This window comes from Arthrobacter globiformis (assembly GCF_030818015.1).
GTDB classification, from domain to species: Bacteria; Actinomycetota; Actinomycetes; order Actinomycetales; family Micrococcaceae; genus Arthrobacter; species Arthrobacter globiformis_C.
Genome location: NZ_JAUSZX010000001.1, coordinates 2,685,202 through 2,709,750, shown reverse-complemented (window position 1 = coordinate 2,709,750; position 24,549 = coordinate 2,685,202). Strand labels below are relative to the sequence as shown.

21 protein-coding genes and 5 pseudogenes are annotated in these 24,549 nt (G+C 63.7%); 14 read left to right on the top strand and 12 right to left on the bottom strand.

Annotated elements, in window-relative coordinates:
• Positions 1 to 190: 190 nt before the first annotated feature.
• A complete protein-coding gene (locus QFZ23_RS12705; RefSeq protein ID WP_306923400.1) occupies positions 191 to 1,552 on the top strand; it encodes an aspartate aminotransferase family protein in 1,362 nt (453 codons plus the stop codon).
• 35 nt (positions 1,553 to 1,587) lie between these two features.
• On the opposite strand, the gene QFZ23_RS12700 is transcribed toward QFZ23_RS12705, so the two are convergent.
• Complete coding sequence (locus tag QFZ23_RS12700; RefSeq protein WP_306923399.1) at positions 1,588 to 2,208, bottom strand: dihydrofolate reductase family protein; 621 nt, start codon at positions 2,206 to 2,208, stop codon at positions 1,588 to 1,590.
• Positions 2,209 to 2,435: 227 nt separating this feature from the next.
• Here QFZ23_RS12700 and QFZ23_RS12695 point away from each other — a divergent pair, with 227 nt between their 5' ends.
• Both QFZ23_RS12695 and QFZ23_RS12690 read left to right on the top strand, forming a co-directional pair.
• On the top strand, positions 2,436 to 2,891 hold the full coding sequence (locus QFZ23_RS12695; protein ID WP_306923397.1) for a CHAD domain-containing protein: 456 nt from the start codon (positions 2,436 to 2,438) through the stop codon (positions 2,889 to 2,891).
• A gap of 291 nt (positions 2,892 to 3,182) precedes the next feature.
• Positions 3,183 to 4,234: pseudogene (locus QFZ23_RS12690) on the top strand (FtsW/RodA/SpoVE family cell cycle protein).
• Positions 4,235 to 4,243: 9 nt separating this feature from the next.
• Here the strand turns inward: QFZ23_RS12690 and QFZ23_RS12680 are convergent.
• Entirely contained in the window at positions 4,244 to 5,638 is a 1,395-nt protein-coding gene (locus QFZ23_RS12680; RefSeq protein ID WP_306926823.1) for an MFS transporter, read from the bottom strand.
• A gap of 445 nt (positions 5,639 to 6,083) precedes the next feature.
• On the opposite strand from QFZ23_RS12680, the gene arfB reads away from it, so the two are divergent.
• Entirely contained in the window at positions 6,084 to 6,506 is a 423-nt protein-coding gene (gene arfB, locus QFZ23_RS12675; RefSeq protein ID WP_306923393.1) for an alternative ribosome rescue aminoacyl-tRNA hydrolase ArfB, read from the top strand.
• A gap of 166 nt (positions 6,507 to 6,672) precedes the next feature.
• On the opposite strand, the gene QFZ23_RS12670 is transcribed toward arfB, so the two are convergent.
• The 4 genes and pseudogenes from QFZ23_RS12670 to QFZ23_RS12655 all read right to left on the bottom strand — a co-directional run.
• The gene (locus QFZ23_RS12670) at positions 6,673 to 7,476 is read right to left on the bottom strand and encodes a hypothetical protein (RefSeq protein WP_306923391.1); all 804 of its coding nucleotides are present in this window, start codon (positions 7,474 to 7,476) and stop codon (positions 6,673 to 6,675) included.
• A gap of 849 nt (positions 7,477 to 8,325) precedes the next feature.
• Positions 8,326 to 8,667: a hypothetical protein gene (locus QFZ23_RS12665; RefSeq protein WP_306923389.1), complete on the bottom strand. Its 342-nt coding sequence runs from the start codon at positions 8,665 to 8,667 to the stop codon at positions 8,326 to 8,328.
• 43 nt (positions 8,668 to 8,710) lie between these two features.
• A complete protein-coding gene (locus QFZ23_RS12660; RefSeq protein ID WP_306923387.1) occupies positions 8,711 to 9,277 on the bottom strand; it encodes a hypothetical protein in 567 nt (188 codons plus the stop codon).
• Between the two features lie 168 nt (positions 9,278 to 9,445).
• Positions 9,446 to 9,554: pseudogene (locus QFZ23_RS12655) on the bottom strand (carbonic anhydrase); the annotation flags it as partial.
• Between the two features lie 139 nt (positions 9,555 to 9,693).
• On the opposite strand from QFZ23_RS12655, the gene QFZ23_RS12650 reads away from it, so the two are divergent.
• Positions 9,694 to 10,458 carry a hypothetical protein gene (locus tag QFZ23_RS12650; RefSeq protein ID WP_306923385.1) on the top strand — a complete coding sequence of 255 codons (765 nt, stop codon included), beginning with the start codon at positions 9,694 to 9,696 and terminating at the stop codon, positions 10,456 to 10,458.
• 41 nt (positions 10,459 to 10,499) lie between these two features.
• Here QFZ23_RS12650 and QFZ23_RS12645 read toward each other — a convergent pair.
• Together QFZ23_RS12645 and QFZ23_RS12640 are read right to left on the bottom strand one after the other, a co-directional pair.
• A pseudogene (locus QFZ23_RS12645) lies at positions 10,500 to 10,928 on the bottom strand (NAD(P)H-binding protein); the annotation flags it as partial.
• 156 nt (positions 10,929 to 11,084) lie between these two features.
• A pseudogene (locus tag QFZ23_RS12640) lies at positions 11,085 to 11,963 on the bottom strand (helix-turn-helix transcriptional regulator).
• A 102-nt stretch (positions 11,964 to 12,065) separates the two neighbouring features.
• Here QFZ23_RS12640 and QFZ23_RS12635 point away from each other — a divergent pair.
• From QFZ23_RS12635 to QFZ23_RS12610, 6 genes are all read left to right on the top strand, one after another.
• Positions 12,066 to 12,233, top strand: a complete 168-nt coding sequence (locus tag QFZ23_RS12635; RefSeq protein WP_306923383.1) for a hypothetical protein — start codon at positions 12,066 to 12,068, stop codon at positions 12,231 to 12,233.
• Positions 12,234 to 12,423: 190 nt separating this feature from the next.
• Positions 12,424 to 13,665: an NAD(P)/FAD-dependent oxidoreductase gene (locus QFZ23_RS12630; RefSeq protein ID WP_306923382.1), complete on the top strand. Its 1,242-nt coding sequence runs from the start codon at positions 12,424 to 12,426 to the stop codon at positions 13,663 to 13,665.
• 264 nt (positions 13,666 to 13,929) lie between these two features.
• A complete protein-coding gene (locus QFZ23_RS12625; protein ID WP_306923380.1) occupies positions 13,930 to 14,370 on the top strand; it encodes a CBS domain-containing protein in 441 nt (146 codons plus the stop codon).
• A 299-nt stretch (positions 14,371 to 14,669) separates the two neighbouring features.
• Complete coding sequence (locus tag QFZ23_RS12620) at positions 14,670 to 15,068, top strand: YybH family protein (RefSeq protein ID WP_306923378.1); 399 nt, start codon at positions 14,670 to 14,672, stop codon at positions 15,066 to 15,068.
• Between the two features lie 14 nt (positions 15,069 to 15,082).
• Positions 15,083 to 16,564 carry a purine-cytosine permease family protein gene (locus QFZ23_RS12615; RefSeq protein WP_306923376.1) on the top strand — a complete coding sequence of 494 codons (1,482 nt, stop codon included), beginning with the start codon at positions 15,083 to 15,085 and terminating at the stop codon, positions 16,562 to 16,564.
• 51 nt (positions 16,565 to 16,615) lie between these two features.
• A complete protein-coding gene (locus tag QFZ23_RS12610; protein WP_306923374.1) occupies positions 16,616 to 17,731 on the top strand; it encodes an alcohol dehydrogenase catalytic domain-containing protein in 1,116 nt (371 codons plus the stop codon).
• A 92-nt stretch (positions 17,732 to 17,823) separates the two neighbouring features.
• On the opposite strand, the gene QFZ23_RS12605 is transcribed toward QFZ23_RS12610, so the two are convergent.
• Both QFZ23_RS12605 and QFZ23_RS12600 read right to left on the bottom strand, forming a co-directional pair.
• The gene (locus QFZ23_RS12605; RefSeq protein ID WP_306923373.1) at positions 17,824 to 18,156 is read right to left on the bottom strand and encodes a hypothetical protein; all 333 of its coding nucleotides are present in this window, start codon (positions 18,154 to 18,156) and stop codon (positions 17,824 to 17,826) included.
• 167 nt (positions 18,157 to 18,323) lie between these two features.
• A pseudogene (locus QFZ23_RS12600) lies at positions 18,324 to 18,545 on the bottom strand (aldo/keto reductase); the annotation flags it as partial.
• A gap of 351 nt (positions 18,546 to 18,896) precedes the next feature.
• On the opposite strand from QFZ23_RS12600, the gene QFZ23_RS12595 reads away from it, so the two are divergent.
• The 3 genes from QFZ23_RS12595 to QFZ23_RS12585 all read left to right on the top strand — a co-directional run bounded on the left by QFZ23_RS12595 (position 18,897) and on the right by QFZ23_RS12585 (position 21,856).
• The gene (locus tag QFZ23_RS12595; RefSeq protein ID WP_306923372.1) at positions 18,897 to 19,370 is read left to right on the top strand and encodes a helix-turn-helix domain-containing protein; all 474 of its coding nucleotides are present in this window, start codon (positions 18,897 to 18,899) and stop codon (positions 19,368 to 19,370) included.
• Positions 19,277 to 19,804 carry an MmyB family transcriptional regulator gene (locus tag QFZ23_RS12590; protein ID WP_306926821.1) on the top strand — a complete coding sequence of 176 codons (528 nt, stop codon included), beginning with the start codon at positions 19,277 to 19,279 and terminating at the stop codon, positions 19,802 to 19,804. Before QFZ23_RS12595 ends, QFZ23_RS12590 begins: the two co-directional genes overlap by 94 nt.
• 648 nt (positions 19,805 to 20,452) lie before the next feature.
• Complete coding sequence (locus QFZ23_RS12585; protein ID WP_306923370.1) at positions 20,453 to 21,856, top strand: cation:dicarboxylate symporter family transporter; 1,404 nt, start codon at positions 20,453 to 20,455, stop codon at positions 21,854 to 21,856.
• A gap of 71 nt (positions 21,857 to 21,927) precedes the next feature.
• On the opposite strand, the gene QFZ23_RS12580 is transcribed toward QFZ23_RS12585, so the two are convergent.
• Complete coding sequence (locus QFZ23_RS12580; RefSeq protein ID WP_306923366.1) at positions 21,928 to 23,295, bottom strand: formimidoylglutamate deiminase; 1,368 nt, start codon at positions 23,293 to 23,295, stop codon at positions 21,928 to 21,930.
• Complete coding sequence (locus QFZ23_RS12575) at positions 23,292 to 24,491, bottom strand: allantoate amidohydrolase (protein WP_306923364.1); 1,200 nt, start codon at positions 24,489 to 24,491, stop codon at positions 23,292 to 23,294. Before QFZ23_RS12575 ends, QFZ23_RS12580 begins: the two co-directional genes overlap by 4 nt.
• Between the last annotated feature and the right edge of the window lie 58 nt (positions 24,492 to 24,549).

Sequence of the window (24,549 nt, the reverse complement as noted above, 5' to 3'; positions counted from 1 at the left end):
CTGGCCGTCGAGACGCTGCGCCACCGGGTACGCTGCGCCGTCGACGCCCGTGCCGGCAATGCTATCCATGGAGCCACCGGCCGTTCAAGGGCCCGCTCCGTCGACTTCCTGGCGCGCCGAAGGACCGCGCCACGCGTCGCGCCTGGGCAAGGGGGAAGTGCTCTGGAAACTGCTGCCGGAAGGTGCCAATGTGAAGCAGTGGAGTGAACCATCCGGCACGCAAGCAACGGAGGATGTCATGAATCTCGACGATCTGGTCTTCCACCCCTGGGCTGTGCAGGGGCCGCGCGAGGTGCCTACGTTGATCGGCGGCTCCGGGAGCCACGTCTTCGACGGCGACGGAAGGCGCTACCTGGACTTTAGCTCGCAGCTGGTGTTCACCAACCTCGGTCACCAGCATCCCCGAATTGTCGCTGCGATCAAGGAGCAAGCTGACCGATTGTGCACCCTCGCACCCGGCAACGCATCCGATGTACGGGGCGAAGCGGCCCGGCTGATAGTAGAGGTCGCACCGGAGCATCTCGGGCACGTGCTGTTCACCACCGGCGGGACCGAGGCTATCGAGCATGCAGTGCGGATGGCGCGTCTGCACACGGGACGGCCCAAGGTGCTCGCTGCCTACCGCTCGTATCATGGCTCGACGACCACATCAATCCACCTCACGGGCGACCCGCGCCGGTGGCCCTCGGACATGGGCGCAGCTGGCGCCGTACACTTCTTCGGTCCTTTCCTGTACCGATCCGCCTTCGGATCAAAGACTCCGGAGGAAGAGTCTGAGCGGGCGCTGGCCCATCTCGAGCAGGTGATCCTCCTGGAAGGCCCGTCGACTATCGCCGGCCTGGTCCTGGAATCAGTCATCGGCAGTTCGGGTGTCATCGTGCCGCCGCCCGGCTACCTGCGCGGGGTTCGCGAGTTGTGCGACCGCCACGGCATTGTCTACATCGCCGATGAGGTGATGGTGGGTTTTTGCCGCACGGGAGCCTGGTTTGGCGTGGACCACGCTGGTGTGGCACCCGACCTGATGGCGTTCGCGAAAGGCGTCAACTCCGGGTACGTTCCGCTGGGCGGCGTACTCGTCAGCGACACGATCTATGAGACTTTCACCAAACGCCCCTACCCGGCGGGCATGACGTACAGCGGCCACCCTCTGGCCTGCGCAGCAGCCGTCGGCGCCATCAACGCGATGCACGAGGAAGGCACCGAAGCGGCAGCTGCCCGCCTTGGCAAGGATGTCCTAGGGCCAGCGCTGAGGGTGCTTGCCGAGAAGCACGTGTCCGTCGGGGATGTGCGGGGTATCGGCGGCCTCTGGGGCCTGGAGCTGGTCCGCAACCGGCAGACGAAAGAGCCGCTCGTGCCCGCAGGAGCCACAGCCGCTGACAACGCACCGATGGTTGCCGTCGCCAAGGCATGCCTGGACCGGGGGCTTTTGCCGCTGATTCAGGGCAACCGTGTCAACGTCGCTCCACCCCTCAACGTGACCGACTCTGATGCGGCCGCGGGCCTGGCTATCCTGGACGAGGCACTGTCCGTGGCCGACGCCTACCTGAGCTAAAGCTATATACGGCAGTTCGTCGCTGCTCGACCAGATCAGGACAGTACGCGGTAGGTTACGTGCGTCACGAGTGTCGCCGCCCGCGACTTCACCTGCTCGAGCTTAAGCGGCGGGACGCCCTCGAACAGCCGGGTGCCGGCGCCGAACGTGAGCGGAGCAATGTGCACGCGCAGTTCGTCGATCAGACCGGCGGCCAGGTACTGATTGATGGTTGTCGCGCCGCCCCCGATCGCGACATCGCCGTCGCCGGCCGCCGCGCGTGCCTGTGCCAGCGCCGACTCGACGCCGTCGGTAACGAAGTGGAACGTGGTGCCGCCGCCCATCGGCTGCGGTTCGCGGGCGTGGTGCGTGAGCACGAAGACAGGGTGGTGGAAGGGCGGGTCGTCGCCCCACCACCCGTTCCACTGCCGATCCCACTCACCACGCACAGGGCCAAACATGTTGCGCCCCATGATGAATGCTTTAGCGGCAACGATCTGGTCGATCTCCGCCCGGTTCTCGTCGGGAGTCTTGAACATCCAGGCATGCAGCCCGTCGCCGGAGCCGTCGCCGCCGTCGTCGCCGAACGGGCGCTGCTCGGTCTGGTTGAGCCCGGCCGAGTATCCGTCGGCGGTAACGGTGATGTCGCAGACCACCCTGCCCATACCTTCAGTCATTGCTCTACCCTCCTCATGGCGACCTCCATCGCCTCGCGGTGAGCTTGCTTGCAAGCATCAGCTTAGACAGCCCCGGCTCCCTGTCCAGTGGCAAAGCGCGCGTGAGAAGACCCTCACAGGCTTCTCATGCGTGTCTCAGGTCCGCGGGTCACCATGGAGGGTGTAGAAGGCGATGAATCAACTGGGCCTTGTTCCGGCCCGGGCATCGGGACAGTCGGGACGGAAAAATGCTGATAGCTCTGGAGAAAGCCCACCACCAAGCCGAGGCGGCAGCGTCATCCTTCCTTTTCGACCAGGTGGCGGGGCTGCTCTCTTACGACCCCAGCGTGCGATCCGGCGAACAGGACGCCTCAAATGCCATGAGTGCCGCCGCGCGCCGGGTATGGTCCGCGCTCGGGGACCGCAAGCTGTTCAACAGGACTGCAGTGGATGAGCTCCGGGCAGAGCTGACATGGCTCTCCGAGTCCCTGGCACCACTCAGCCGCTCCGCAGCCGTGCATGAAAAGACCCTACGGAACCAGCACGCGCGCACCGTCCAGGAAACCGCGTATGAAGCGGCCTATGACAGAGCACTCGCCGCACTCGAATCCGACCGGTACTACCGGCTGGTCGCCGACCTCCAACACTTCTGTTCCACTCCCCCGGTCAGACAGCCGCGGCGCAGGCACCTCTACAGGGGATGACCTCAAGTCCGGCAAAGCACCGGATGCCGCCGACCAGGACGTATGATTTCTCCCCGGTGGGTTTCTCCTTCCCGGAACGGCCCGGAGCAGGGCCGACCCGAGGGAAGGAAACAGTGATGGCTAAATGACCGTCAAGAATCCATCGGCCAGTGGGACGGGGCGCAGCGATGTTCTGCTCCGCATCGGACGGCTGCTCGGTGATGAGTCCGGGGACCGCACCCCGCCTGTCATCCTGGCGGTCGTGCTGGTTCTGGCAGCACTCGGCCTCATCGAGGTGCCTCGGCCTCGTCGGTGGAGTCAGTGGCGGCCGGCAGGAACCCCTACGACCTTCCGCTGAAGCAGGGCATGTGGACGGCGGCCGGCATAGTCATCATGTTCGGCCTGGCCCGTCTCCGGACCCGGCACATCCGTTGGCTCGCCTGGCCACTTCTGGGGGTCGCCGTCGTGGCCCTCGGCCTGGTGTTCACACCGCTGGGCATGACCGTGAACGGCAACAGGAACTGGTTGGGGTTCGGCGGGTTTACGGTCCAGCCTTCCGAGTTCGCGAAGCTCGCGCTCATCGTCTGGGCAGCGGCCGTGCTGTCCCGCAAGCAGGCCCTGCTGCATGAGTGGAAGCACGCCGTCGTGCCGCTGCTCCTGCCGACCGGCGCCCTCATTATCGGGCTTGTCGCCCTGGGCCATGACCTGGGCACCGCCATGATCATCATGATGATCCTCGCTGCCACGATGTTTTACGGCGGGGTGCGGATGAAAGTCTTCGGCGTAGCCGGAATTCTCTGCACCGTCGCAGCCCTCATCCTTGCCGCCACCAGTGGCAACCGCGTATCCCGCATTTCGTCTTGGCTCGGTGCGGGTTCCGCTGACGATTCCCAGGGGGTCGGCTACCAGGCGCTGCACGGCCAGTACGCCCTGGCCTCCGGCGGATGGCTGGGCGTGGGACTGGGGCAGAGCCGGCAGAAATGGAACTGGATCCCGAGGCCCACAACGACTTCACCTTCACCATCCTCGGTGAAGAACTCGGACTGGCTGGAACTCTCCTGGTGCTCGTGATGTTTACGGTCCTCGGCATCGCTGTTTTCAAGGTCATTGCCCGGACCCAGGACACGTTCGCCCGCATTGTCTCCTCCAGCGTGATCACCTGGATCATCGGTCAAGCCGTCGTAAACATCGCCATGGTCACCGGCCTGCTCCCGGTTATCGGCGTGCCGTTGCCGTTCATCTCCTACGGCGGCTCCGCGATGGTCTCCTCGATGGCCGGGGTGGGCATGATCCTGGCCGGCACCCGCCCCCAGCCGGTTCAAACCGTTCGATCGAAGAGGCAGCAAGCCGTGCACAGCGGCTGATTGCAGGACCTAGTCGTGTGCGGATGCCGCCTTGGCCTTGGCGGGTGCGTCCGGGCTGGTGCTCTTGCTGTCCACGGCAGGCATCGCGACAACGGCAACAACGGTGAGTACTGCACAGACCAATACCGCCAGGAAAACGGCGGTCGACGCCGACACAGTTGTCTGAGGATCGGAAACGCCGCCGGGGGCACTGGCGTAGATCGCGTTGGCAACTGCCCCGAAAACGGCGACACCAATGGAACTGCCGATCGAACGCGCAAAAAGATTGGTACCGGTGACTACACCGCGCTCATTCCATTCGACGCTTGACTGGGCGGCAATGAGGCTCGGGGTCGCTACCAACCCCAGTCCAAGTCCGACGACGAAGCAACCTGCCGCTGCCACCAAAATGTTGGGTGCGGAGGCAGTCAGGGCCAGAACGGCTGTCCCGATGACTGTGACCGTGACGCCGATCAGGGCGGTCCTCCGGAAACCTATCCGAAGATAGAAACGGCCCGCCTGGGACGCACTGATCGGCCAGCCGATGGTCAGTGCCGCCAAGGCGAGCCCGGCGAAAATCGGGGAGGTCCGGAGGGATCCTTCGAGGAACGTGGGGACGTAAGAGGTGAGGCCGAGCATGACTGCACCGACGCCGAAAGAGATCATCGCCGTCGTCGCCAGCAGCCGACGGGACACGACCCACGGCGGCAGGACCGGCTCCGCAGCCTTGCTCTCGACGAGCATGAATGCGGCGAACAACAGAGCCCCGACGGCAAAGACGGCGATACTGATGGAAGAGTTCCAGGCCCACGCCTGGCCACCCTCCAGGGCCCCAAGGATGAGCAGGCTGAGGGAAAATGTCAGCAGTGCCGCCCCCAAGTAGTCGACCCGGTGCTTCGCGCGCTCGACATTTTCGTGGAAGGTTCGGATCAGCATCCACGCTGCCAGGATGCAAAGGGGAATGTTCACGAGGAAGATCCCACGCCAGATGCCCAGTGAGGAAAACACGCCCCCGAGCGTCGGGCCGACGACTGACGATACCGCCCACACGCTGGCAAGGTAGCCTTGCACCTTTGCCCGCTCGGTCAGCGTGTAGATATCGCCCGCTATTGTGATCGCCACCGGCTGGACTGCTCCCGCGCCCAGGCCCTGCAGCACACGGAACGCGATGAGGGCCGGCATGCTCCAGGCCACTCCGCAGAGGATCGAACCGAGCAGGAAAAGACCGATACCGCTGAGGATGATCGGTTTACGGCCGACGACGTCCGAGAGCTTCGCGTAGACCGGCACCGATACAGCCTGCGCCAACAGATAGGCCGAAAAAAGCCACGGAAAGGACGTGAACCCGCCGACGTCATCCACGATCGAAGGCACCGCCGTGGCAACGATCGTCGAGTCGATCGCCACCAAACCCGTCGAGAGCATCAGGGCAATTAGGATGGGTCCCCGCCGGGAACGGAACCCTATTCCCTCGGCAGTGGTCGTCGTCATGTAATCTCATTCCCGTTGTCAGCGAAGGAAGATGCGTGCGCGTAGCCCTGTTGGGCCCCACGTGCATAACTGCGCCAACGGCCGAATTAGTCCCGCCGCCAAGCGAGATTCATCCCAGTTCCGCAGGCCCGCCCGGACGTCTTCCTCCGCCGAGTGGGGTCTTTAGGAAAACTTGGCCGGTTCCTTGCCGCAGCCCCCAATATGGCACGCGCCCTCAAAGCCGTCCTGAACCTGGACCTTGGCGAACTGGCGGAGCGGCTGGTCCGAGCAAGATCAGCGCCATTTTGCACTGACCGGAGTGCCGGGAGGCGCATCAGCACCCCAACCCATGAACACCGACGTACCGAAGCTGTGTCGGTATTGTGCAAGGCTGGTCTGTATGGATCTGGAGGTGTTTCCCGCGCTCACAATTCCCGCATCGGAACTGCGCTGGCGGTTCTCGCGTTCATCCGGGCCAGGCGGTCAACACGTCAACACCTCGGACAGCCGCGTCGAGCTCTCCTGGAACGTTAGCGAGTCCGTGGCCCTTTCCGACGGCCAACGGCTGATGCTGCTCACGCGTCTCGGCCGACGAATCATCACCGGGGTGATCACCGTAACCGCCTCCGAGCGGCGCTCTCAGCTACGCAATCGCGAGATCGCCCTCGCCAAGCTGGCAGACCTCGTGGCAGAGGGTCTTGCGCCCGAAGCTGCCCGCCGCCGGGCGACCAAACCCACCCGCGGTTCGAACCGCCGGCGCCTCGCCGCCAAGGAACAACGTGCAGCAACGAAACGACAGCGACAACGACCGCCCGCCGAGTAGCACGCTGTCCAGTCGACGATAAACTTTCAGCCGCGAGCAGGGGGCCGTTCTGCACCAGTGCGGCATACGATCGCATCGGCCGTGGCCCGATCATCTTGTATTCCGATCCGGCAAAAAGGGCCTGCAGAAGGCCGCACTCTCCAGCCAGGTAGCCACGACCCTTTCGCTAATATGTCGTTAGGCGCGTGGCTCCAGCCTCGCTACCCGTCACCCATTCGGGACCGAACGACGACGACCCTGGGTTCTTGCAAAAGTCAGCCAACGCCGCTTCAACAGAATCCAGATCATGAACCAACCGAGAAGGCATGAATCCCTTCACATCCCCCATCGGAATCTCCACCGACTCATCCGCGATACCCGCAGACCTCACCAATACCGCCCATGACCCCTCGTTGGTAGCATCAGCATTCCGGTGACAGACCAGCCCCAACGCAACACCGCCAGCCACTTCAAAACGAGCCGACCCGCGGTCAACGGACAGACGCCCACGCGTCCCCCCGTCCAAGGCATGCAACGCCGCACCGGCCGCCTTCCGCGCCTCCGCCACTGTGCTGAAGCCTTGGCCATCCACCGCCCAGGCCGCCTTTGCAGCCGTTACCTGTTGGTTTTTTGCGGCCAACCTCCAAGCCACTCCAAAATGCGTTCCGGCGACGAACCCTCCGATCCATGCGATGCCTGCCGGACCGACCACATCCACGTTCATCCACAAAGTCACGCACACCGCCAAAGCGCCAAGCAGACACAGCAGCGGCACCCAGCCGTGACGAGATCCGGATCGAAAGAGCCAGATCCCCAGCGCAGCCCCTGCGACCAAAGCAGCGAAAGAGGGCCACGTCGCCTCCAACCGTCCAAAAATAACCAGCGCAAAGGTCCCGCCCAGGACGGCAACGCCGAAAATAAGGTACGCGAGCCCCGTTTCGCGTTTCCGCTTGTATCGCTTCATTGTTTTGCTATTTGTTTCTAATCGCATGTAACAGCCCAGCATTCCTTTACCAACGTCTCCGCCCCAGCCGACAGTTACACCGCCAACCGACCCACCCCACACGCCAATGGTATTAGTCTGCGTGAAGTTGAAGATCCCTGAGATGGTGCGAGGCGCGAAATACGGCGCCTGAGGGTAAGTGTTTACCCCAGCTGCCGGGAAATGGGGCCGATACCGGGGAGTTGTTTTCGGGGCACTGCCGCAGTTACCCCAGCAAACAAAGAACTTGTGGCAATATGCGCCGGATCAACAGGCTTACCAGCCATTGCGCGGGAATCCTGGGAGCGATAGTGATCCTTTATGGTCCTTCTGCGAAGAGCCGGGCTACCGGCCGGGAAGCCAACTAAGCCGCCTCGGCCGGAGCACATCTATGACCCCTGTCCGCCCTCTACGAGACTGAGGACCTCCATGAATGACAGCTTCGTCAGCGGTGGTGACGTCTGGCTGGCCATTGCACTGATCAATGCCGGTTAGCCGGGCAGAAGAACCGGAGCCGGCTCGTGTGGTTTTTCATCTCGGTCTTTTTCGGGCCGATTGCGACGCTGCTGATCGTAGTGATGCCGCCGCCAACTGCGGCTGTACCCGCCCGCCGGCGCCTACCTCGGGAGTGACCGTCGGCGGCGGCTCCTGACTAAGCCACCTCTCCTGCCTTCAACCGCTCGCACAAATTCAAGAACTTCTGTGCCCAGGACTGAACTGAAGGACCAAGAATTGGCTACATGACGTGCGGCAGAGTCAAAAAGCTCTCGAGCTTTATCGGACTCTAGATAGCCGAAATATGGGACCAACCCGTCCAGAAAAATATGGGGAACCATCGGTGAGACGCCAACGATTCGTTCACCGTTGGCTGCCGATGACTCCGCCGGGCACCAGGCGGAGTACGCTAGCGCCGGCGGGCGCGGTGGCGACGGCCTCCTGGACGTGGACCGAGAACATCGCGATGGATGCTGCCTTCAAGGATCTGTCGGCCCAGATGGAGCGCCACGTTGCCTCGTCAATGGTGATGGCCGACTCGATCTCCCTCAGCGACTCCGCAAAGCGGAATTCCCTCCGGGCACCGCTAAAGTCCTGGGCGTCGATGAAGAGCGTGGCGTCTGAGCCCCGCCACTCACACCGGATTGTCCCGACATCAACCATGCCAGCCGAGAGTTCCGCCGCAAAGTTGTCTGGCTCCTGCATCCGACCCACTTTCCTGCCCCGTTCCGTTCCTGCACCGCGGTGGTCAGCCTCCCCCGCGCCCTTTGACCCTGGCCTTGATGTCCTCCAGCACTGCCAGGTCATCATCGTTGGGCCCGCTCCGTACGATGGCGAGCGTCTCCAGCCTGTAGCCCAGATCGACCGAGGTGATCGTGTAGGTGTACGAACTGACGGTAATCGTGCCCCTGTACTGGGGGGCCTCCAGGTTTGTAAGCGCAGCGATCAGCACTCCCGGTTCCTCCACGATCGGCCGGCTGGCGTCCAGTTGCCAGTCATCATCCTCCCGGCCCAGGAATGTCGAGTACCGCGGCAACACCAGAGACCATGGAGGACGACGCGGCGGCGTACCCCTGCCCGGGGCTTCCTCAAAATATCCTGAGTCCTGCTCAAACCGCATTCCCCACGGCGCCTGAACGAACCGGCCACCGCCGTCGAGGGTGACCTCCCAGAAACCGCCCGGGAAGTACCTAAACGAGCCCGTCTCGCCCTCCGGCCCGGAAGCACTCCTGAATCTGGTCGCAAAATCCCCGGCGACAAACCCCGGATCGGCGTGGGCCAGGAGTCCGATCAGCTGCTGGTGATTCGGGATCATGAGGAGAAGCGTAGCCGCATTCGTGGGCGTTCCTCAGTCCATACCTAATAACTGCTTCAGGGGTAGATCTTGACGCGATTGAGTGGCGAAATCCCTGTGCTGCGAGACTCTCGCCCATCTCATCAAGGAATTCTCATAGCTTCAGAAGCTGCACTATCCCTTCATCTCATCAATAACATGCCCTGCTGTGCACGACGAAAACATCGCCAAGGCCGACGTCGAAAATGATCTCCGCAGCCGGACGGGAGTCCGCGCAGCCAAAGATGACTGCGAACGGGTTCGGGGTGTTCACCGGCTCGCTGCGCCGGGCAGCGGCTAAATTTTCTTCATCTGACGGTAACTCCCGGCGGGGTTCCGGAAACCTAGTTATCGAGCGGGCCGTTCAGCCCGCCGACATAGATATTGGGGGTACAGAAATGAATTCAAACCGCGCCGGATTCTTTACGGTCGTCACAATGGCGGGTTTTGCCGCCAGCCTCATGCTTGGCGGGTGCGGGTCACAGGCAGGACGTGATCCTGCCGCCACCGCGAACGGGACCGTGAATGACAAAGCCGAGTCCACGCCGAGGCTGGCCTTCGCACCAGCTTCCACTGCCGCACCGGCGGCCCCGGGCGCCAGGGAGGTGCCCGCGTCAGTGGTAGGTGCCTCATCGAAGAAGCATGCAGATCCAGCCCTGAAGACCTTCACATTCCCCGACGGACACATCTCCTTCGCCTATCCGGCCACGTGGACGGTGCGGACCGTGCTCCCCGCTGTCGGAGTTCCCGGCGTTGAAGTGATCGTCGCCGACGGTGCCGGCAGCGATCTGCTCTCCCTGGCCCATGGCTTCACCGCTGGTTGTGCCGGCGGTCCCGTGTCACGTCGAGTGCTCGACGAAGCGGCAGTTCCGGGAATGACCGCACAGGACGGCACGGAGCCCGTGTTCGGGTTCGCCGCGGAAAGCTATGAGAATGGCAAAGGCGTTGCCTACGTCATGGGGCTGACCGATCCCCGGTCGCTGGAGGAAGGCGAAAACGTCGCATCATGGTGCAATCTCGTGCCAACGGGTAACGGCGGCCTGAGCACCCGTGTTCTTTTCGACGACCCGGGATTCCCGAACAGGGGCGCAGCCAGGGCATGGATGGCCACAGACCAATACGCCCAACTCAAAGCACTGTTGGTGAGCCTGACCTACGCCTAAGCTGGCCCTCGCATTGGGGTGACACTCAACCAGAATGCGACTCACAGGCCGGAGTTAAGCGGTCCTTCACGGGTTTCTTGCCGCAACCGTGATGAGGTCGCGGCGGAAGGCTGCGGTTCATCGTCGATGGGGAGGTCGACAAGGTCTTCGGCCCCGTCAAGAAATTCTTTCGAGTCCGGCGTGAGTGAGGTGAAGACGGTGGTGAGCTCCTCTTGTTCGGGTCCTTGGTCGGCGACGAGTTCGAAGGTTTTGTGGTCAGCGGCATCGATGTGCAGGCTGTCGATGAGTACGCGGGCGATTTGGTCGCGGGCGACGACGCCGTCGGCGGGTGAGCCGGACTGCCGTCTGTCGCCCTGGAGCAGGGCGATCTTCCGCTGGTCGGGTTGGTTGTAGTCGAACCAGCCCGGCCGGACGATCGTATAGGCGTTGCCGCTGGCGCGGACAAGCCGTTGCTGCGCAGCTTCCACTGGGCATACGCGACGCCGGGCCGTGTGGTGCCGATTGCGGTCATGAGGGCGATGCGGACCCCGCGGCCGGGCAGTGCCTTAAGGACGTTCGCGACGCCGGCATAGTCGTTGTCCCGCACGTCGCGTTCACTGGTGGTGGACCCGTGCGTGAACGGTGGTTCATTTTTTCTCCTTGACTGCGGCCGCTGTGGTTTCGCGCTGGGTGGCGGCCCAGCTGGCCAGGACCTTAGCGCATCCTCGGACGGGTCCCGGGGTCTGCTGTGTACACGTTGATCCGCAGTCCCGGATCAGCGGGGAGTTCGAGTGCCTCGAAGCTCAGGTCCAGGTCCCCGACGATCGGGTGGTGGAGCCGTTTGCGGCCGGTGCGGTGGTATTTCACGTCGTGTCGGGCCCAACGGGTGCGGAATTACTCGCTTCGGGTTGAGAGTTCACCGATGAGGTCTGTGAGGTCTTTGTCGTAGGGGTTTTTCCCGGCTGTGGACCTGAGGACAGCGACGATGTCGTCCGCGCTGCGGTCCCAGTCGGCGAAGAACTCCCGCGCTTTCGGGTTCAGGAAGGTGAACCGTGCGCTGTTTGGCGGGGTGGTTTGTTCTGCCATCAGGTCCAGGTAGAGGGCCCGGCCGAGTTCGTTGGCCGCCAGGACGTCGCCGCGGTCGTTGCGGACCCAGGCTGGGGCCGTGGTGATCGCGTCGATGACGCGTTGCACGCTAGGCCGCACCGTTTGCGGGCTGCGCTTGCGCCGCACGCGAGGCGAGGCGGTGGCGGCGCGGGCGAGATCGAAAAGGTGGGCCGTTTCGGCGTCGTCGGGCTTCAGGGCCCGGGCGAGTGCCTCGATGACGCTGTCCGAGGCGCCGGAGAGGTTTCCACGCTCCAGGCGGACGTAGTAGTCGACGCTCATCCCGGCGAGCATCGCGACTTCCTCGCGGCGCAGGCCGGTGACCCGGCGGTTGCCGCCGTAGAGGGCAGTCCTGCCTCCTCGGGCGTGATTCTGGCTCGGCGGGAGGTCGGGAACTTCCGCACGTCGTCGCTGTGTGTCATGGCATCCACGCTACGCGGGGGCTGATGCCCGAGGGAGGCACTGGCATTACCCGGAACGACAGGAACTCCCGGCGCCTAAGAAATCACGGTTCCATTGAAAGCATGAAACCTGCACCCACATCCGCTGCCCACCCGGCTGCGATCCTGGCGATCATCTTGGCCAGCTACTTCATGATTCCTGGCACGGTCGATGACACCGTCGCTCGGCGACTGCAAACCAGGCTCGATGTCGAAGAACAACGCCTCACCGGCGTCGAAATCATCGACTGAAATACTTCGGAACAACTGACCACTTCAGAGTCCAAACCGGAAGAAGGACCATCACGGCTGACCAGCCCAAGCAGCTTGGAGGCGGGCAGTTCCTGCCATCTGCGGTACTCTCCGCCAGCGAGGGTGATGAATTGTCCAGAACCGAAAACATGCCCTGTTGCACCTTTGTCTGGCAGGGTATGTTGCACGAATGGACGATACATATCAGGTGATCGTGGTCGGCGGCGGGTTTGCCGGCATGACAGCAGCTGAGCAACTCGGGCGCAAAGGCATTCGGGTACTCCTTATCGACGCGAACAACTACCACCAGTTCCAGCCCCTCCTCTACCAGGTGGCTGCTTCGCAGATCGGCGTGTCCGCTGTGGCCAGGCCGCTGCGGTCCGTGTTCCGCAGCACCAAAAGTGTCCGGGTCCTCACTGCGGAGGTAACGGCGATCGATTCCGCCACCCGTACCGTGACCACCGTCGATGGCTCCCGCTTCCAGGCGAAGATCCTGGTCATTGCCGCAGGCGCGGTACCGAACTTCTTCAACACTCCCGGTGCCGAAGAACATGCCTACCCGCTGTACTCAGTGACCGACGCCACCCGCCTGAGCGCTGCCTTCACAACAGCCCTGGACCAGGCAGACCGTGTGGAGGCCGGCCGCGCGGACGTGGTTGTGGTCGGCGGCGGCCCCACCGGAGTCGAGACAGCCGGCGCCCTCGCCGAGAACATCAAGTACCTGGTGCCCAAGTACTTTTCGCCCGGGCTGGCAGACCGGTGCCGCGTCCATCTTGTGGATATGGTGCCGAACGTGCTCATGCCCTTCTCTGCCAAGTCGCAGGCGTACACCCGGGACCGACTGATAAAACTTGGAGTTCAGCTGCACATGGGCCAGGGAGTGACCGAAGTCCGAGCCGACGGCGTGACGCTGGCGGATGGGACTATCATTCCCGCGCAGATCGTCGTGTGGGCCGGCGGCCTGAAAGCCGGAAAAATCATCGCCGAATCCGGCCTGCGGCAGGGGAAAGGCGGACGCATCGACGTGCTGCCGGACCTGACCGCGCCCGGCGCCGAAGGCGTCTACGTCCTGGGTGACTCCGCCAACATCACCGACGCCACCGGCGCCAAACTGCCCCAGCTCGGCTCTGTTGCCGAGCAGTGCGGAAAATGGGCCGCCCGCAACATCCACGCTGACCTTACCGGCGGCACACGGCAGCCGTTCGCGTATTGGGACAAGGGTTACATGGCCATGGTCGGCCGTGGGGCAGCAGTCGCCGAACTGGGCCGCAAACGCATCCAACTCCAAGGACCACTGGCGTTCCTCTCCTGGCTCGCGGTTCACCTCGCCTTGCTCCCCGGCACCCAACAGAAGGTCCGTGCACTCTCCTCCTGGCTCACTGGGTACGTCACGCACAGCCCGTCACAAGTCGTCGTCGGAAGGCCCGACTAGGAGCCGCACGACCAGATGAAACAGCGTAGTTCCGGATGCGGGGCACGCACAGCATTGGCTGACGCCTCACAGGCACTGATGACGAACACAGGTAGCGACCGCTATCCGGCGACGGCGGGACCTTGCCTGTGCGACCACGTCCCTGACTGCCCTGAAGGTTCGGAACCGCCGTCGACATCGGCGCTGGCCCCGGCGTAGGCTGGCAACATCGGCGCATGTGCCCGGTGACTCTGCGTCGATACACCAATCGATGAAGGAGGACCAATGAGTGCCGTACGTGAATTCATGACTACGGATGCACAGTGTATTAAGGAGAACCAGTCCCTCGCAGATGCCGCACGGATGATGCTGGATCTAGACTGCGGATCGTTGCCGATCTGTGGTGACGACGGCAAGTTGAAAGGCATGATCACCGACCGGGATATCGTGCTCAAGTGCGTGGCCATGGGCCGCGATCCACGCGAGATGCCGGCCCGCGACCTCGCCACGGGCAAGCCACACTGGATTGACGCCGATGCGAACGTTGACGCCGCCATCGAAATGATGGAGAAGTACCAGGTCCGGCGGCTCCCGGTCATTGCCGACCACAAGTTAGTTGGCATCATCAGCCAGGGTGACATCGCGCGCAACTACTCGGAGGAGCGTGTTGGCGAACTGGTAGAGCACATTTCGGAACGCCAACGAATGCAGTCGAGCAGTTCATAAAACCAAATTCATCAGCAAATAAGCGCCACGGAGAACTCTCCGTGGCGCGACTTTGTACCCGATTATCCGAGGCCGCGTGTGGCCTCGCTCTGCATTCGGCAGCTTGCGCACAAGCCGGACCAGGCAGCCGACATTACGGAACGCAGGAAGAAGGGACCAATTTGGACACATAGTTGCCTTCTAAGCATCATGTGTTGCATAGTCGTTCATGTGATCGGAATCACTCCCATCACCGTGCCGGCTCAGTCCGGCGGCAGTCCCAGGACGGCACAACACGCCAGACCAGACAGTGGAGAACTATGAGCCCGCAGTTAACACCGGAAGAAATCACTTCGGCAGCATCCCGTATCGTTGCGGCTTTTGCCGCCATGGACGAAGACGCATACTTCGCCTCTTTCGACCCGGCGGCCACTTTCATCTTCCACGGGACCCCTGCACGGCTCACCAGCCGGGACGACTACGAAGCGCAGTGGCGAACCTGGGTGTCCGAAGGATGGAAAGTGATCAGCTGCCACAGCAGTGATCCGTTCATCCAGCTCTACGGCACAACCGCGGTCTTTTCGCACAGCGTGGCAACCACCACCGAGGAACAGGGGCAGCGGACGACCACTGAGGAACGGGAGACCATCCTGTTCACCCGGTCCGGCTCCGACGGCATCCTGGCCGTTCACGAGCACCTCTCACTCAACACTTTCTGATCACGGAGTCGACAATGACCTCAGAAACGTCAGACCAGCCCAAGGCGCGGCCCGGCGCACCCCTGATCGAGATACGCTCCATCGACTGGGTTCCCGATAACGAACGGCACGGGAAGCTATGGCACCAGACGCCGCTGTGGTTCCTGGGCAACTTCCAATACTTCTCCATCCCGATCGGTTTCATAGGCCCTTCGATGGGCCTGAGCCTGGGATGGACCGTCGTCGCGAGCGTCCTTGGCATCGCGGTCGGAACCGTCTTTATGGCCTTCCATGCCTCTCAGGGGCCCACCATGGGTCTTCCGCAGATGATCCAGTCGCGGGCCCAATTCGGTTACAGGGGCGTAGTGATTCCCTTGATTGCCACTCTGTTCACCTATGTGGCTTTCAACGTCGTTGACACGGTCCTCCTCAGTGACGGCCTAAGCAGCGCCTTCGGCTGGAGCCCTGCCATCATCGCCATCGTCGCGGCCCTCGGTGCGGCAGCTCTTGCGATCTTCGGACACGACTGGGTGCACAAGGCCTTCCGCGTGCTGCTCTACGTTTCCCTGCCGCTCATGCTGATCCTTACCATCGGCGTCATCACCGGCAACGCCGGCGGAGCCGCAAGCGCCACTGAGTACGGCTTCAACTGGGGTGCGTTCATGGCGCAGTTCGCAGCGGCAGCGGCGTACAACATCACCTACGCACCTTACGTTTCCGACTATTCGCGCTACCTGCCGTCCAAGACCAGGAGCCGGTCCGTTATCGCAGCCGTCTTCTTCGGCGCATCCTCCTCCGCGATCTGGCTCATCATCCTCGGGGCCTGGCTGGCAATCCGGCTCGGTGCCACAGACGGCCTCGCCGGCCTCCAGCTGGCCGGAAACACCGTGTTCGTCAACCTTGGCGACGCCACCGCGCTGCTTTCGGCCCTCGCTCTGGCGGCCACCATGGGAATGAACGCCTACGGCGGGATGCTCACCGTGCTGACCACCATCGACTCCTTTCGGCCCATCAAACCGACCCGCAATGCCCGGATCATCACCGTCCTTATCCTGACTGCGGTGTGGTACCTCATCGCCAGTACGATCACCTCGGGGGCTGTCGCCACAGTTTTCTCAGCACTGACCCTGATGTTGTATCTGCTGGTTCCGTGGACGGCGACGAACCTGGTCGATTACTTCGTGGTCCGCAAGGGCCATTACGCCATCACCGACCTGTTCACCCCCAAGGGCATCTACGGAGTCTGGGCGTGGCGTGGTCTGGTCGCCTTCGCCATCGGTCTCCTGGCTGAAATCCCGTTCATGGTGCTGCCCCAGGTCGGTTCCTGGAGCTACATCGGGCCAATTGCCGACGCACTTGGCGGTGTCGACATCGCCTGGCTCGTCGGACTCGTGGTCACCTCTGTCGTCTACTTCCTGCTCAGCCGCTCGCTGGACCTTTCCGAGGAACGCACCGCGATGGACCGGAGCGAGCAGCAGCTCGGCCATGGTGCGCCAGCACCGACGGCAGGGCATTGACAGGAACGGCAACAAAACGCTCCGGACAAACGCAAAGGAAGTCCTAGACCAATGACAATCACCCGCAAGTCTGTTTCGTCGGACGCTGTCACCTTCCGAAGCGACGCCGGACTGGGCGTCGAGCCGATCCATGTCACGGCTCCCGGGCGCGGCCAGATCAGAGTCGAGATCCGAGCCACCGGCGTCTGCCACTCCGACCTTCACATCGTCAACGGAGACTGGCCCGCCGACAAGCCACTCGTCCTGGGACATGAAGCAGCCGGAATAATCAGGGAAACCGGGCCGGACGTGGCCGCTGTATCCGTGGGCGACCATGTCGTGCTGTCCTGGTTCGCGCCGTGCGGCCGGTGCACCAACTGCGCGGCAGGCCGGGCATGGCTGTGTACTGGAACCAAGGCTCTGGAAAACACTCTTCCCGACGGGTCAACTGCCTACACCGACACGGACGGGCAGGCACTCTGGCCCTATCTGGGTCTCGGAACGTTTACCCACAGCGTCATCGTTCCCGAAGCAGCGGCGATCACCATCCCGAAAGAACTGCCCTTCGAGGTCGGCGCACTGCTGGGCTGCTCCATCACCACCGGAGTGGGGGCCGTTGTGAACACCGCCAAGGTGCCCATCGGGTCCTCCGCCGTCGTCATCGGCTGCGGGGGTGTGGGGCTGTCCATCATCATGGGCCTCAAGCTCATCGGCGCCAACCCCATCATCGCCGTCGACCTCTCGGATGAAAAACTCACCAAAGCAGCAGAACTCGGTGCCACCGTCACGCTCCGCGCGGACCAAGTAGATGTGCCCTCCCACCTTCAGGAAAGCTACGGCGGAGTGGACTTCGCTTTCGAGGCCATAGGCCGGGTGTCCACCATTGAGAGCCTTCCCCGCATGCTGGTCCGCGGCGGCACCGCCGTTCTAGTCGGTATGGCGGCCGCGGGATCCCGCGCCTCCATCGACCCATTCGATCTGGCAGATCAGGGCAAAAACATACTGGGCTGCAACTACGGTTCCAGCGTCGCCAAAATCGACATCCCAAAACTCGTCAACCTCTACCTCGCCGGCCTGCTCCCACTGGGTGAACTCATCGGCCAGATCCGGCCCCTCGACGAAGCTCCGGCAGCTCTGGAAGACCTCCACCACGGCAAAGGCCTTCGCGCAATTCTGGTCCCGTCCTGACGGAATGACATCACCGGCGCCGCCTCCATATGCGGCCGGGACCATCAACAGGAGGGCGGGCCAGTACCAATGACCCGCCGCCTGCCTCCGCATCAGCCTCGCTGGGCAGCTTCCTTGATCTTGCTGACAGCGTCGTTGAACCCATTGGGAGTACCGCTGGATCCGGCGATCTTCTGGACGCGGAGCTGGTCAATCCTGCGGCCAACAACAACGGCCCGGACAGCGTCCGCGATCCTTTCCTGGTAGTCCAGGGAGGTCGGATCCGTGGCGTTCGGCGTCACCCGGACCGCCGTGACAACGCCGTTGTCCAGCGTCATGCTGACGCCGATGCTGGACGGGCCGCTGCCGTACGAACCCGTGGCTTGGTACTGACCGTCGGCGTACTCCCCTGCCGTTACCGGCTGGCTGGCAGAGGGATACGGCACAGTCGAGGTGGCCGCTGTCGCTCCCGGCCCGGGGGGTGCAGCCGGCGACGGCTGCCGTTGCGGCCAGGCCTGCGATCGTTGCTGCGCCGGCCCTGGCTGCGTTCCTCCGGGACGATGCAACTGTCCTTGGAACTTTCCGGACTTCCGGTTCATTGTCCATGCGAAGCTCAGGCTTCGGGGATGTCGCGGCTGAATGCCTCGGGGGTCACGGTTTCCGGTTCCGGGCCGCCACGCACACCCGTGTCGAGGCCGTCGATGGCGGTGATCTGTTCAGGGCTGAGTTCAAAATCGAAAACGTCGAAGTTCGCGGCGATGCGGTCCGGGTTCTCGGACTTCGGGATTACCGAACGTCCTTCCTGCAGGTGCCAGCGCAGCATGACCTGGGCCGGGTCGTAGGCGCGGCGGGCCCCCACACGGTCCGAGAATGTCCCGGCGAACAGCTGCAGCGCGGAAAACATCAACGTGTAACCGGTACGATCCACTGCAGCCCGGACAGGCCGCCCCCGAGGTCTCTGCGGATCGAAGGCAGCGCCACGTTGACGATCTGGGGAGGGCGACAACGAAGAAGCCCAGCATGGCAACTGCCAGGGACGCCCGCGGCCGGGCCAGGATTCCTTTCAAACAGGGAAACAGGAACTGATTCAAGAGAACCAGCTCATTCAGGCGCGTGGGAGTACCTGCTGTGAGGTGTAATGACAGTTCCTGTTTGATAAGGACCCACGCGTCGTAGCGTGGGAACCATGGACAACAGCAAGGACGTACGCGAGTTCCTCACGAGCCGCCGTGCCAGGATTACCCCGGCCCAAGCCGGACTGCCCGCGTACGGCGGGAACCGGAGGGTGCAGGGGCTCAAGCGCGAAGAAGTTGCCATGCTCTCGGGCGTCAGCACGGAGTACTACGCCCGCCTTGAACGGCGAAACCTCCGAGGGGTTTCGGAGTCGGTGCTTGATTCCCTCGCCCGCACCCTTCAACTCGACGAAGCCGAACGCGTCCACCTTTTCGACTTGGCCAAGGCAGCAGCTCCATCGCCTGCCTCGCGGCCCCGTGGCCCACGCTGGGCACACATGCACATACGCCCCAGCACGCAACGGATCCTTGACGGAATGACCGGCACGCCGGCATACACCGCAATGCCCGCCGGGATATTATCGCCGCCAATAGTCTCGGCTTCGCCCTTTACAGCGGAATCTTCAACCCGGACACTCTGCCCCTGAATCTCGCCCGCTTCATCTTTCTGGACCCGCGTTCCCAGGAGTTCTTCCTCGAATGGAACGCCGTGGCCGACGACCTGGCGGCCGCCCTTCGCGTTGAATCCGGCCGCAGCCCCAATGACCGGGAATTGAACGTTCTCATCGGCGATCTCGCGACCGGCAGCGTCGAATTCTCCACCCGCTGGGCCCGACACAACGTCCGGCACCACCGTTCGGCACGCAAGACCCTGCACAACGCGCTGGTCGGCGACATCGAACTCACGGGCGACGCACTGGAACTGCCCGGCGAGGATCTGACCCTGATCGCCTACACTGCCGAGCCGGGCAGCCACGCCCAGGAACAACTCGATTTTCTCGCCAGCTGGAACACCTCCCGCCGGGACCCTTCTGAAACCCTCTCAAACGATCCTGCAGACCGCAGCGACCAGCCCCGCTGAAGCGCGCACGACCGCGCCGAACCGCGTTCCAGCTAACTGAACATGACGGACATTGGCGTGGCCTTATACGCCGCTGGCCGAAAGCGATCCGCCATCAAAGTCGCCAACCACGTTCGTCGCTGCATGTCGACCAGCGATCTGGTTTCTCCGGGTGTCACGCCGACGTCGGAACACAGGCGGGCGTGCCCGGCCGGGACCGTTGGGAGGTGTCTTAGCTGTGTTGCGTAAGCTGCTGTTCTGTGCCGTCGCGGTGGTGTTTCCTCTGCCACTGGTGCTCACCCACCACATCCAGGCAACGGATCCGTGGCGCTTGAAGTACTGCACCTGCTCGGTCTCGTTGCGTACTCATGGTGGCTGCTGTCCATCGTGCCCACTGCAGGCTCTGGTGCTGGCCGAACAGCGCATGAGATGCCCGTTCATGAGCCCGCCTTCGACGGCCGCAAACCCTCTGTTTCCAGCGAGGCCTGGATGGCTCCCACGGGGCGAAGGCCATCAGACAAGGGATGGAATCTTCCGCAATGTGGAAGTTTTATTTCGATGTTAAACGTGGCTGAACCTTTGATGTAGCAGTTACGAAACACTGCCTCCATAGCGTCAACTGTGACCTCGGCCGCGGATTCCTGCGGCTCCCACACAGACAGGCAGCTCATGAAGATCCCCCCAGCTCCAGCGGCCGGCCCTTCGGCCATGAAGAAGCCACTGCACAAATCCTTGTTCTTCCAGATCCTGATCGCTGTGATTGCCGGCGTCTCGGTCGGATCCTTCTGGCCGGAACTGGGATCCAGCCTGCGGCCCCTGGGCGACGGCTTCATTCAGCTCATCAAGATGATCATTGCACCGTTGATCTTCCTGGTGATCGTCACCGGCATCTCGGCAGTAGACGACGTGAAGTCCGTTGGCCGCGTGGGCGTGAAGGCCCTGCTCTACTTCACGGGCGCCACGCTCTTCGCCCTGGCCTTCGGACTCGTGGTGGCCAATGTCGTCCAGCCCGGAGCAGGCCTGAACGTGGATCCGGCAACGCTTTCCCAGGACGCCCTGAACGCGAAGACCACTACGGCGTCGCCCAAAGACGCAGGGCAGTTCCTTCTGGGGATTATTCCCACCAGCGTGGTTGGTGCTTTTGCCTCCAACACTCTGCTGCAGGTCCTCTGCTTCTCTGTGTTCTTCGGGGCTGCCATCGTCGCGGTCGGGCGGGAGCGGTGCAAGCCGGTCATAGCTCTTCTGGAAACAACCCTCGAGCTGTTTTTCAAGATCATGGGCTGGGTGATGCGGGTTGCACCGTTGGGTGCATTCGGCGCAATGGCCTTCGTCATCGGCCAGTACGGCCTCAGCTCCCTAGGCACCTATGCTCTGCTGATCGGTGCCTGCTACGGCTCAGCTTTGGTTTTCATAGGCCTTCTGTTCATCGTGGCCTGGGTTTATCCGCGAGTCCCGCTGTGGCAGTTCATCAAGTACTCCCGCGAAGAGTTTCTGCTGGCACTGGGCACGGCCTCCACTGAATCCGTCCTTCCGCGGATCATGACCAAGCTGACCAACGCAGGCTGCTCCCGTGCCACCACCGGCCTCGTCGTGCCGACAGGCTACTCATTCAATCTGGACGGGGCGGCCCTGTACCTGTCCATCTCGCTCCTGTTCCTGGCTCAAGCCTTCGGGCACAGCCTTGACCTCGGCCAACAGCTGACAGCCCTTGGCATCCTCATGCTGACCTCAAAAGGCATGGCCGGCGTGCCCGGGTCAGCATTCCTGGCCCTATCGGCAACCGCCGGGGCACTGGGCGTCTTCCCCGTGGCGGGCGTAGCGCTGCTGCTGGGCGCCGACCGCCTGATGGACTCCATGCGCGTCACCGTGAACCTCCTGGGAAACTGCGTCGCGACATTCGTTGTAGCCAAATGGGAAGGCCAGTTCGACCGTCACGCCATGCTGGCGGCCTTCCAGGGTGAAACGGCGGCGGCCGCTGAAATCCTGACCGCCGGACCTGCAGGACAGGCAGGACCGGCTGCCAGTATCCCGGGCCCAGGCGCTGACGACGTTGCCATCCAAAAAGTCCGCTAATTGCCGACACCGCTTTTGGTGATGCCGGCGCTGCCGCCTTCGCCGGTTTTTCCCCGTGGTGAACATTCTCTTCAGGAGAAGTCCTTCAACGCCTCCGTCAGGCGGCTGCCCGGTGGGCCGAGCCGCCGGTGGATGCCGTTGGAGGCCACCAGCTCGCCGGCGATGACGACGTCGGTGACGTCGCTGGCCGTGGCGCTGAACGGAAACTGCAGTGCCTTCGAACCGGCCGTGCGTGCCGACCCGGGATCCACAGCCATCAGGTCGCAGACCGCGCCGACCGACAGGACAAATGCGGCGATGGGCGTGGCCATGGCTCGAGTGGCCCCGTCCGTAGCGGCCCGCAGCAGTTCCTGCGGGGAGAACCTGCCGCGCTGCCCGGAACCGAGTCGCTCACCGTGCTCCAGCGTGCGCATTTCCACCCACGGATCGATGATGGCGTGCTGGTCGGTGCCCAGTGCTATGGCGGCTCCGGCGTCGAACAACGCGCGGGCCGGGCCGATCCCGTCGGCAAGGTCGGCCTCGGTGCTGGGACACATCACCACCGTTGCCCCGGCGGTGCCGAGCAAGGCGATGTCCCCGGGCGTCAGATGCGTGGCATGGACGGCCGAGAGCCGCCGGGACAGCAGTCCGTGCCGCTCCAGCAGACCCGCGGGCGTGACGCCGTAAGCCGCAAGGCAGGCCTCGTTCTCCGCCGGCTGTTCGCTGAGGTGGATGTGCAGAGGCATATCCGCGGGCAGCTGTCCGGCCACCGCCGCCAGGTCCTCGTCCGGGACGCCGCGCACGGAATGCAGCGCGGCACCCACGCCCACCATCTCGGGGGGAAAGCTTCGCGCGATTTCGGTACGAAGCGATTCCAGCCTCTCCAGCCAGGCCTGGACATCGGCGTCGCCGAACCTCGACTGCTCGGGACTCAGCGGCGTGCCGATCCCTCCCGCGAGGTACAGCGTGTCAAGGAGCGTCAGCCGGATCCCGGCTGCCATTGCTGCCCGTGCCAGGGCCAGCTCCATGGCGTGGGGTTCCGCGTAGTGGGCCCCGCCCGGCTGGTGGTGCACATAGTGGAACTCGGCCACGCTGCTGAAACCGGCAACCACCATTTCCGCGAACACCGCGCTGGCGAGCTTTTCGTACGTCTCCGGCGTCAGCTCGGCCGCGCTCCGGTACATCTGTTCCCGCCAAACCCAGAAATCGCCGCGTCCGTCGTGCGTGCGTCCCCGCAGGATCCTATGGAAGGCGTGGGAATGGGCGTTGGCCGCGGCCGGAAAGACGACGCCCTTCAAGATGTGGTCGCCGGGCTCCGCCTCCGCACCCGGCGTGAGCGCCGCAATGCGGCCGTCCCGTATCTCCAGCCGTACCGACGCGAGCGCGGTGGGACCGCCGTCGGCTTCGCCGGTGCCACCCTCGCCGCCCACAACAGCAGACTCGCACCAGAACCCGGTCACAGCAGGCCCTCCAGGACATCCGCCAGGGCCTCGGCCCCGGTGTTGGCGTCCTCGTCAGCAACATACTCTTCAGGCGAATGCGAGATGCCGCTGGGATTGCGGACGAACAGCATCGCGGACGGCACATAGGCGGCGAGGACCCCGGCGTCGTGGCCGGCACCGGTGGCCAGCAGCGGAGCGCCGGGCAGGATACCGCTGATCCGCCGGGTCAGGCCGGGATCGAAACGGACAGTGCCGCTGTAGGACTCCTCGGTGAGGGAAACTGAGCACCCTTCGCCGTCCGCTATCTGCCGGGCGGCGCCGTAGATCGACTCGATCAGCCTGGCGGTCACGGCGTCGTCGGGATGCCGGGCATCGAGCCACATGTCCACGCGGGAGGCAATGACGTTGGTTCCGCCGGGTACCGGCAGCAGGCGCCCGACCGTGGCGCGCGCATCCGGCTGGGCTGCGGCGGCGTCACGTACGGCGACGATGATCTGCGCCGCTGCCACCATCGGATCCGCCCGGTCCGCCATCAGGGTGGTGCCGGCGTGGTTGCCCTGGCCGCCGATGCTCAGCTTCCACCGGCCATGCCCCAAGATGGAACTTCCGACGGCGATGGCAGGGCCGCCCGTCCCCAAGCCTTTGCCCTGCTCCACGTGCAGTTCGACGAAGTCGCCGATCCGGGCCAGGGCCTCGGGATCCGGACCGACGTGCAGGGGATCGAGGCCGTTCAACCTTGCGACGTCCGCAAAGGTGTTGCCTTCGCCGTCACGCAGGTTCCGGGCTTTATCGACGTCGATGGCTCCGGCGAGAAGGCGGGATCCGAGGCAGGCCACCCCGAAGCGGGAGCCCTCCTCTTCCGGGAACACTGTGATGGCCAGGGACCGGTTCGGCACTTTTCCGCGGGCTATGAGAATGTCGACGGCGGCGAGTGCCGATGCGACGCCGAGCGGGCCGTCAAAGGCGCCGCCGCCGGGGACAGAATCGAGATGGCTTCCCGTGACCAGTGCGCCGTCCTGGGGTTTGCCCCACCACGCCCAGATGATGCCGTTGCGGTCGGTCTCGACGGCCAGCCCGCGCTGGAGCGCCTGTTCGGTGAACCACGCCCTCAGGTCGAGTTCAGCCGTCGAGTAGACGGCCCGGGAATAGCCTCCGCGCACCGCGTCGCGGCCCACGTCCTTGATCGAGTCAAGGAGCTGATTGACGGTTTCCAAAATGAACCTCCGCGTTGTACGAACTGCCATCAAGTAAAAACCAGTTTCTACTGAGTGA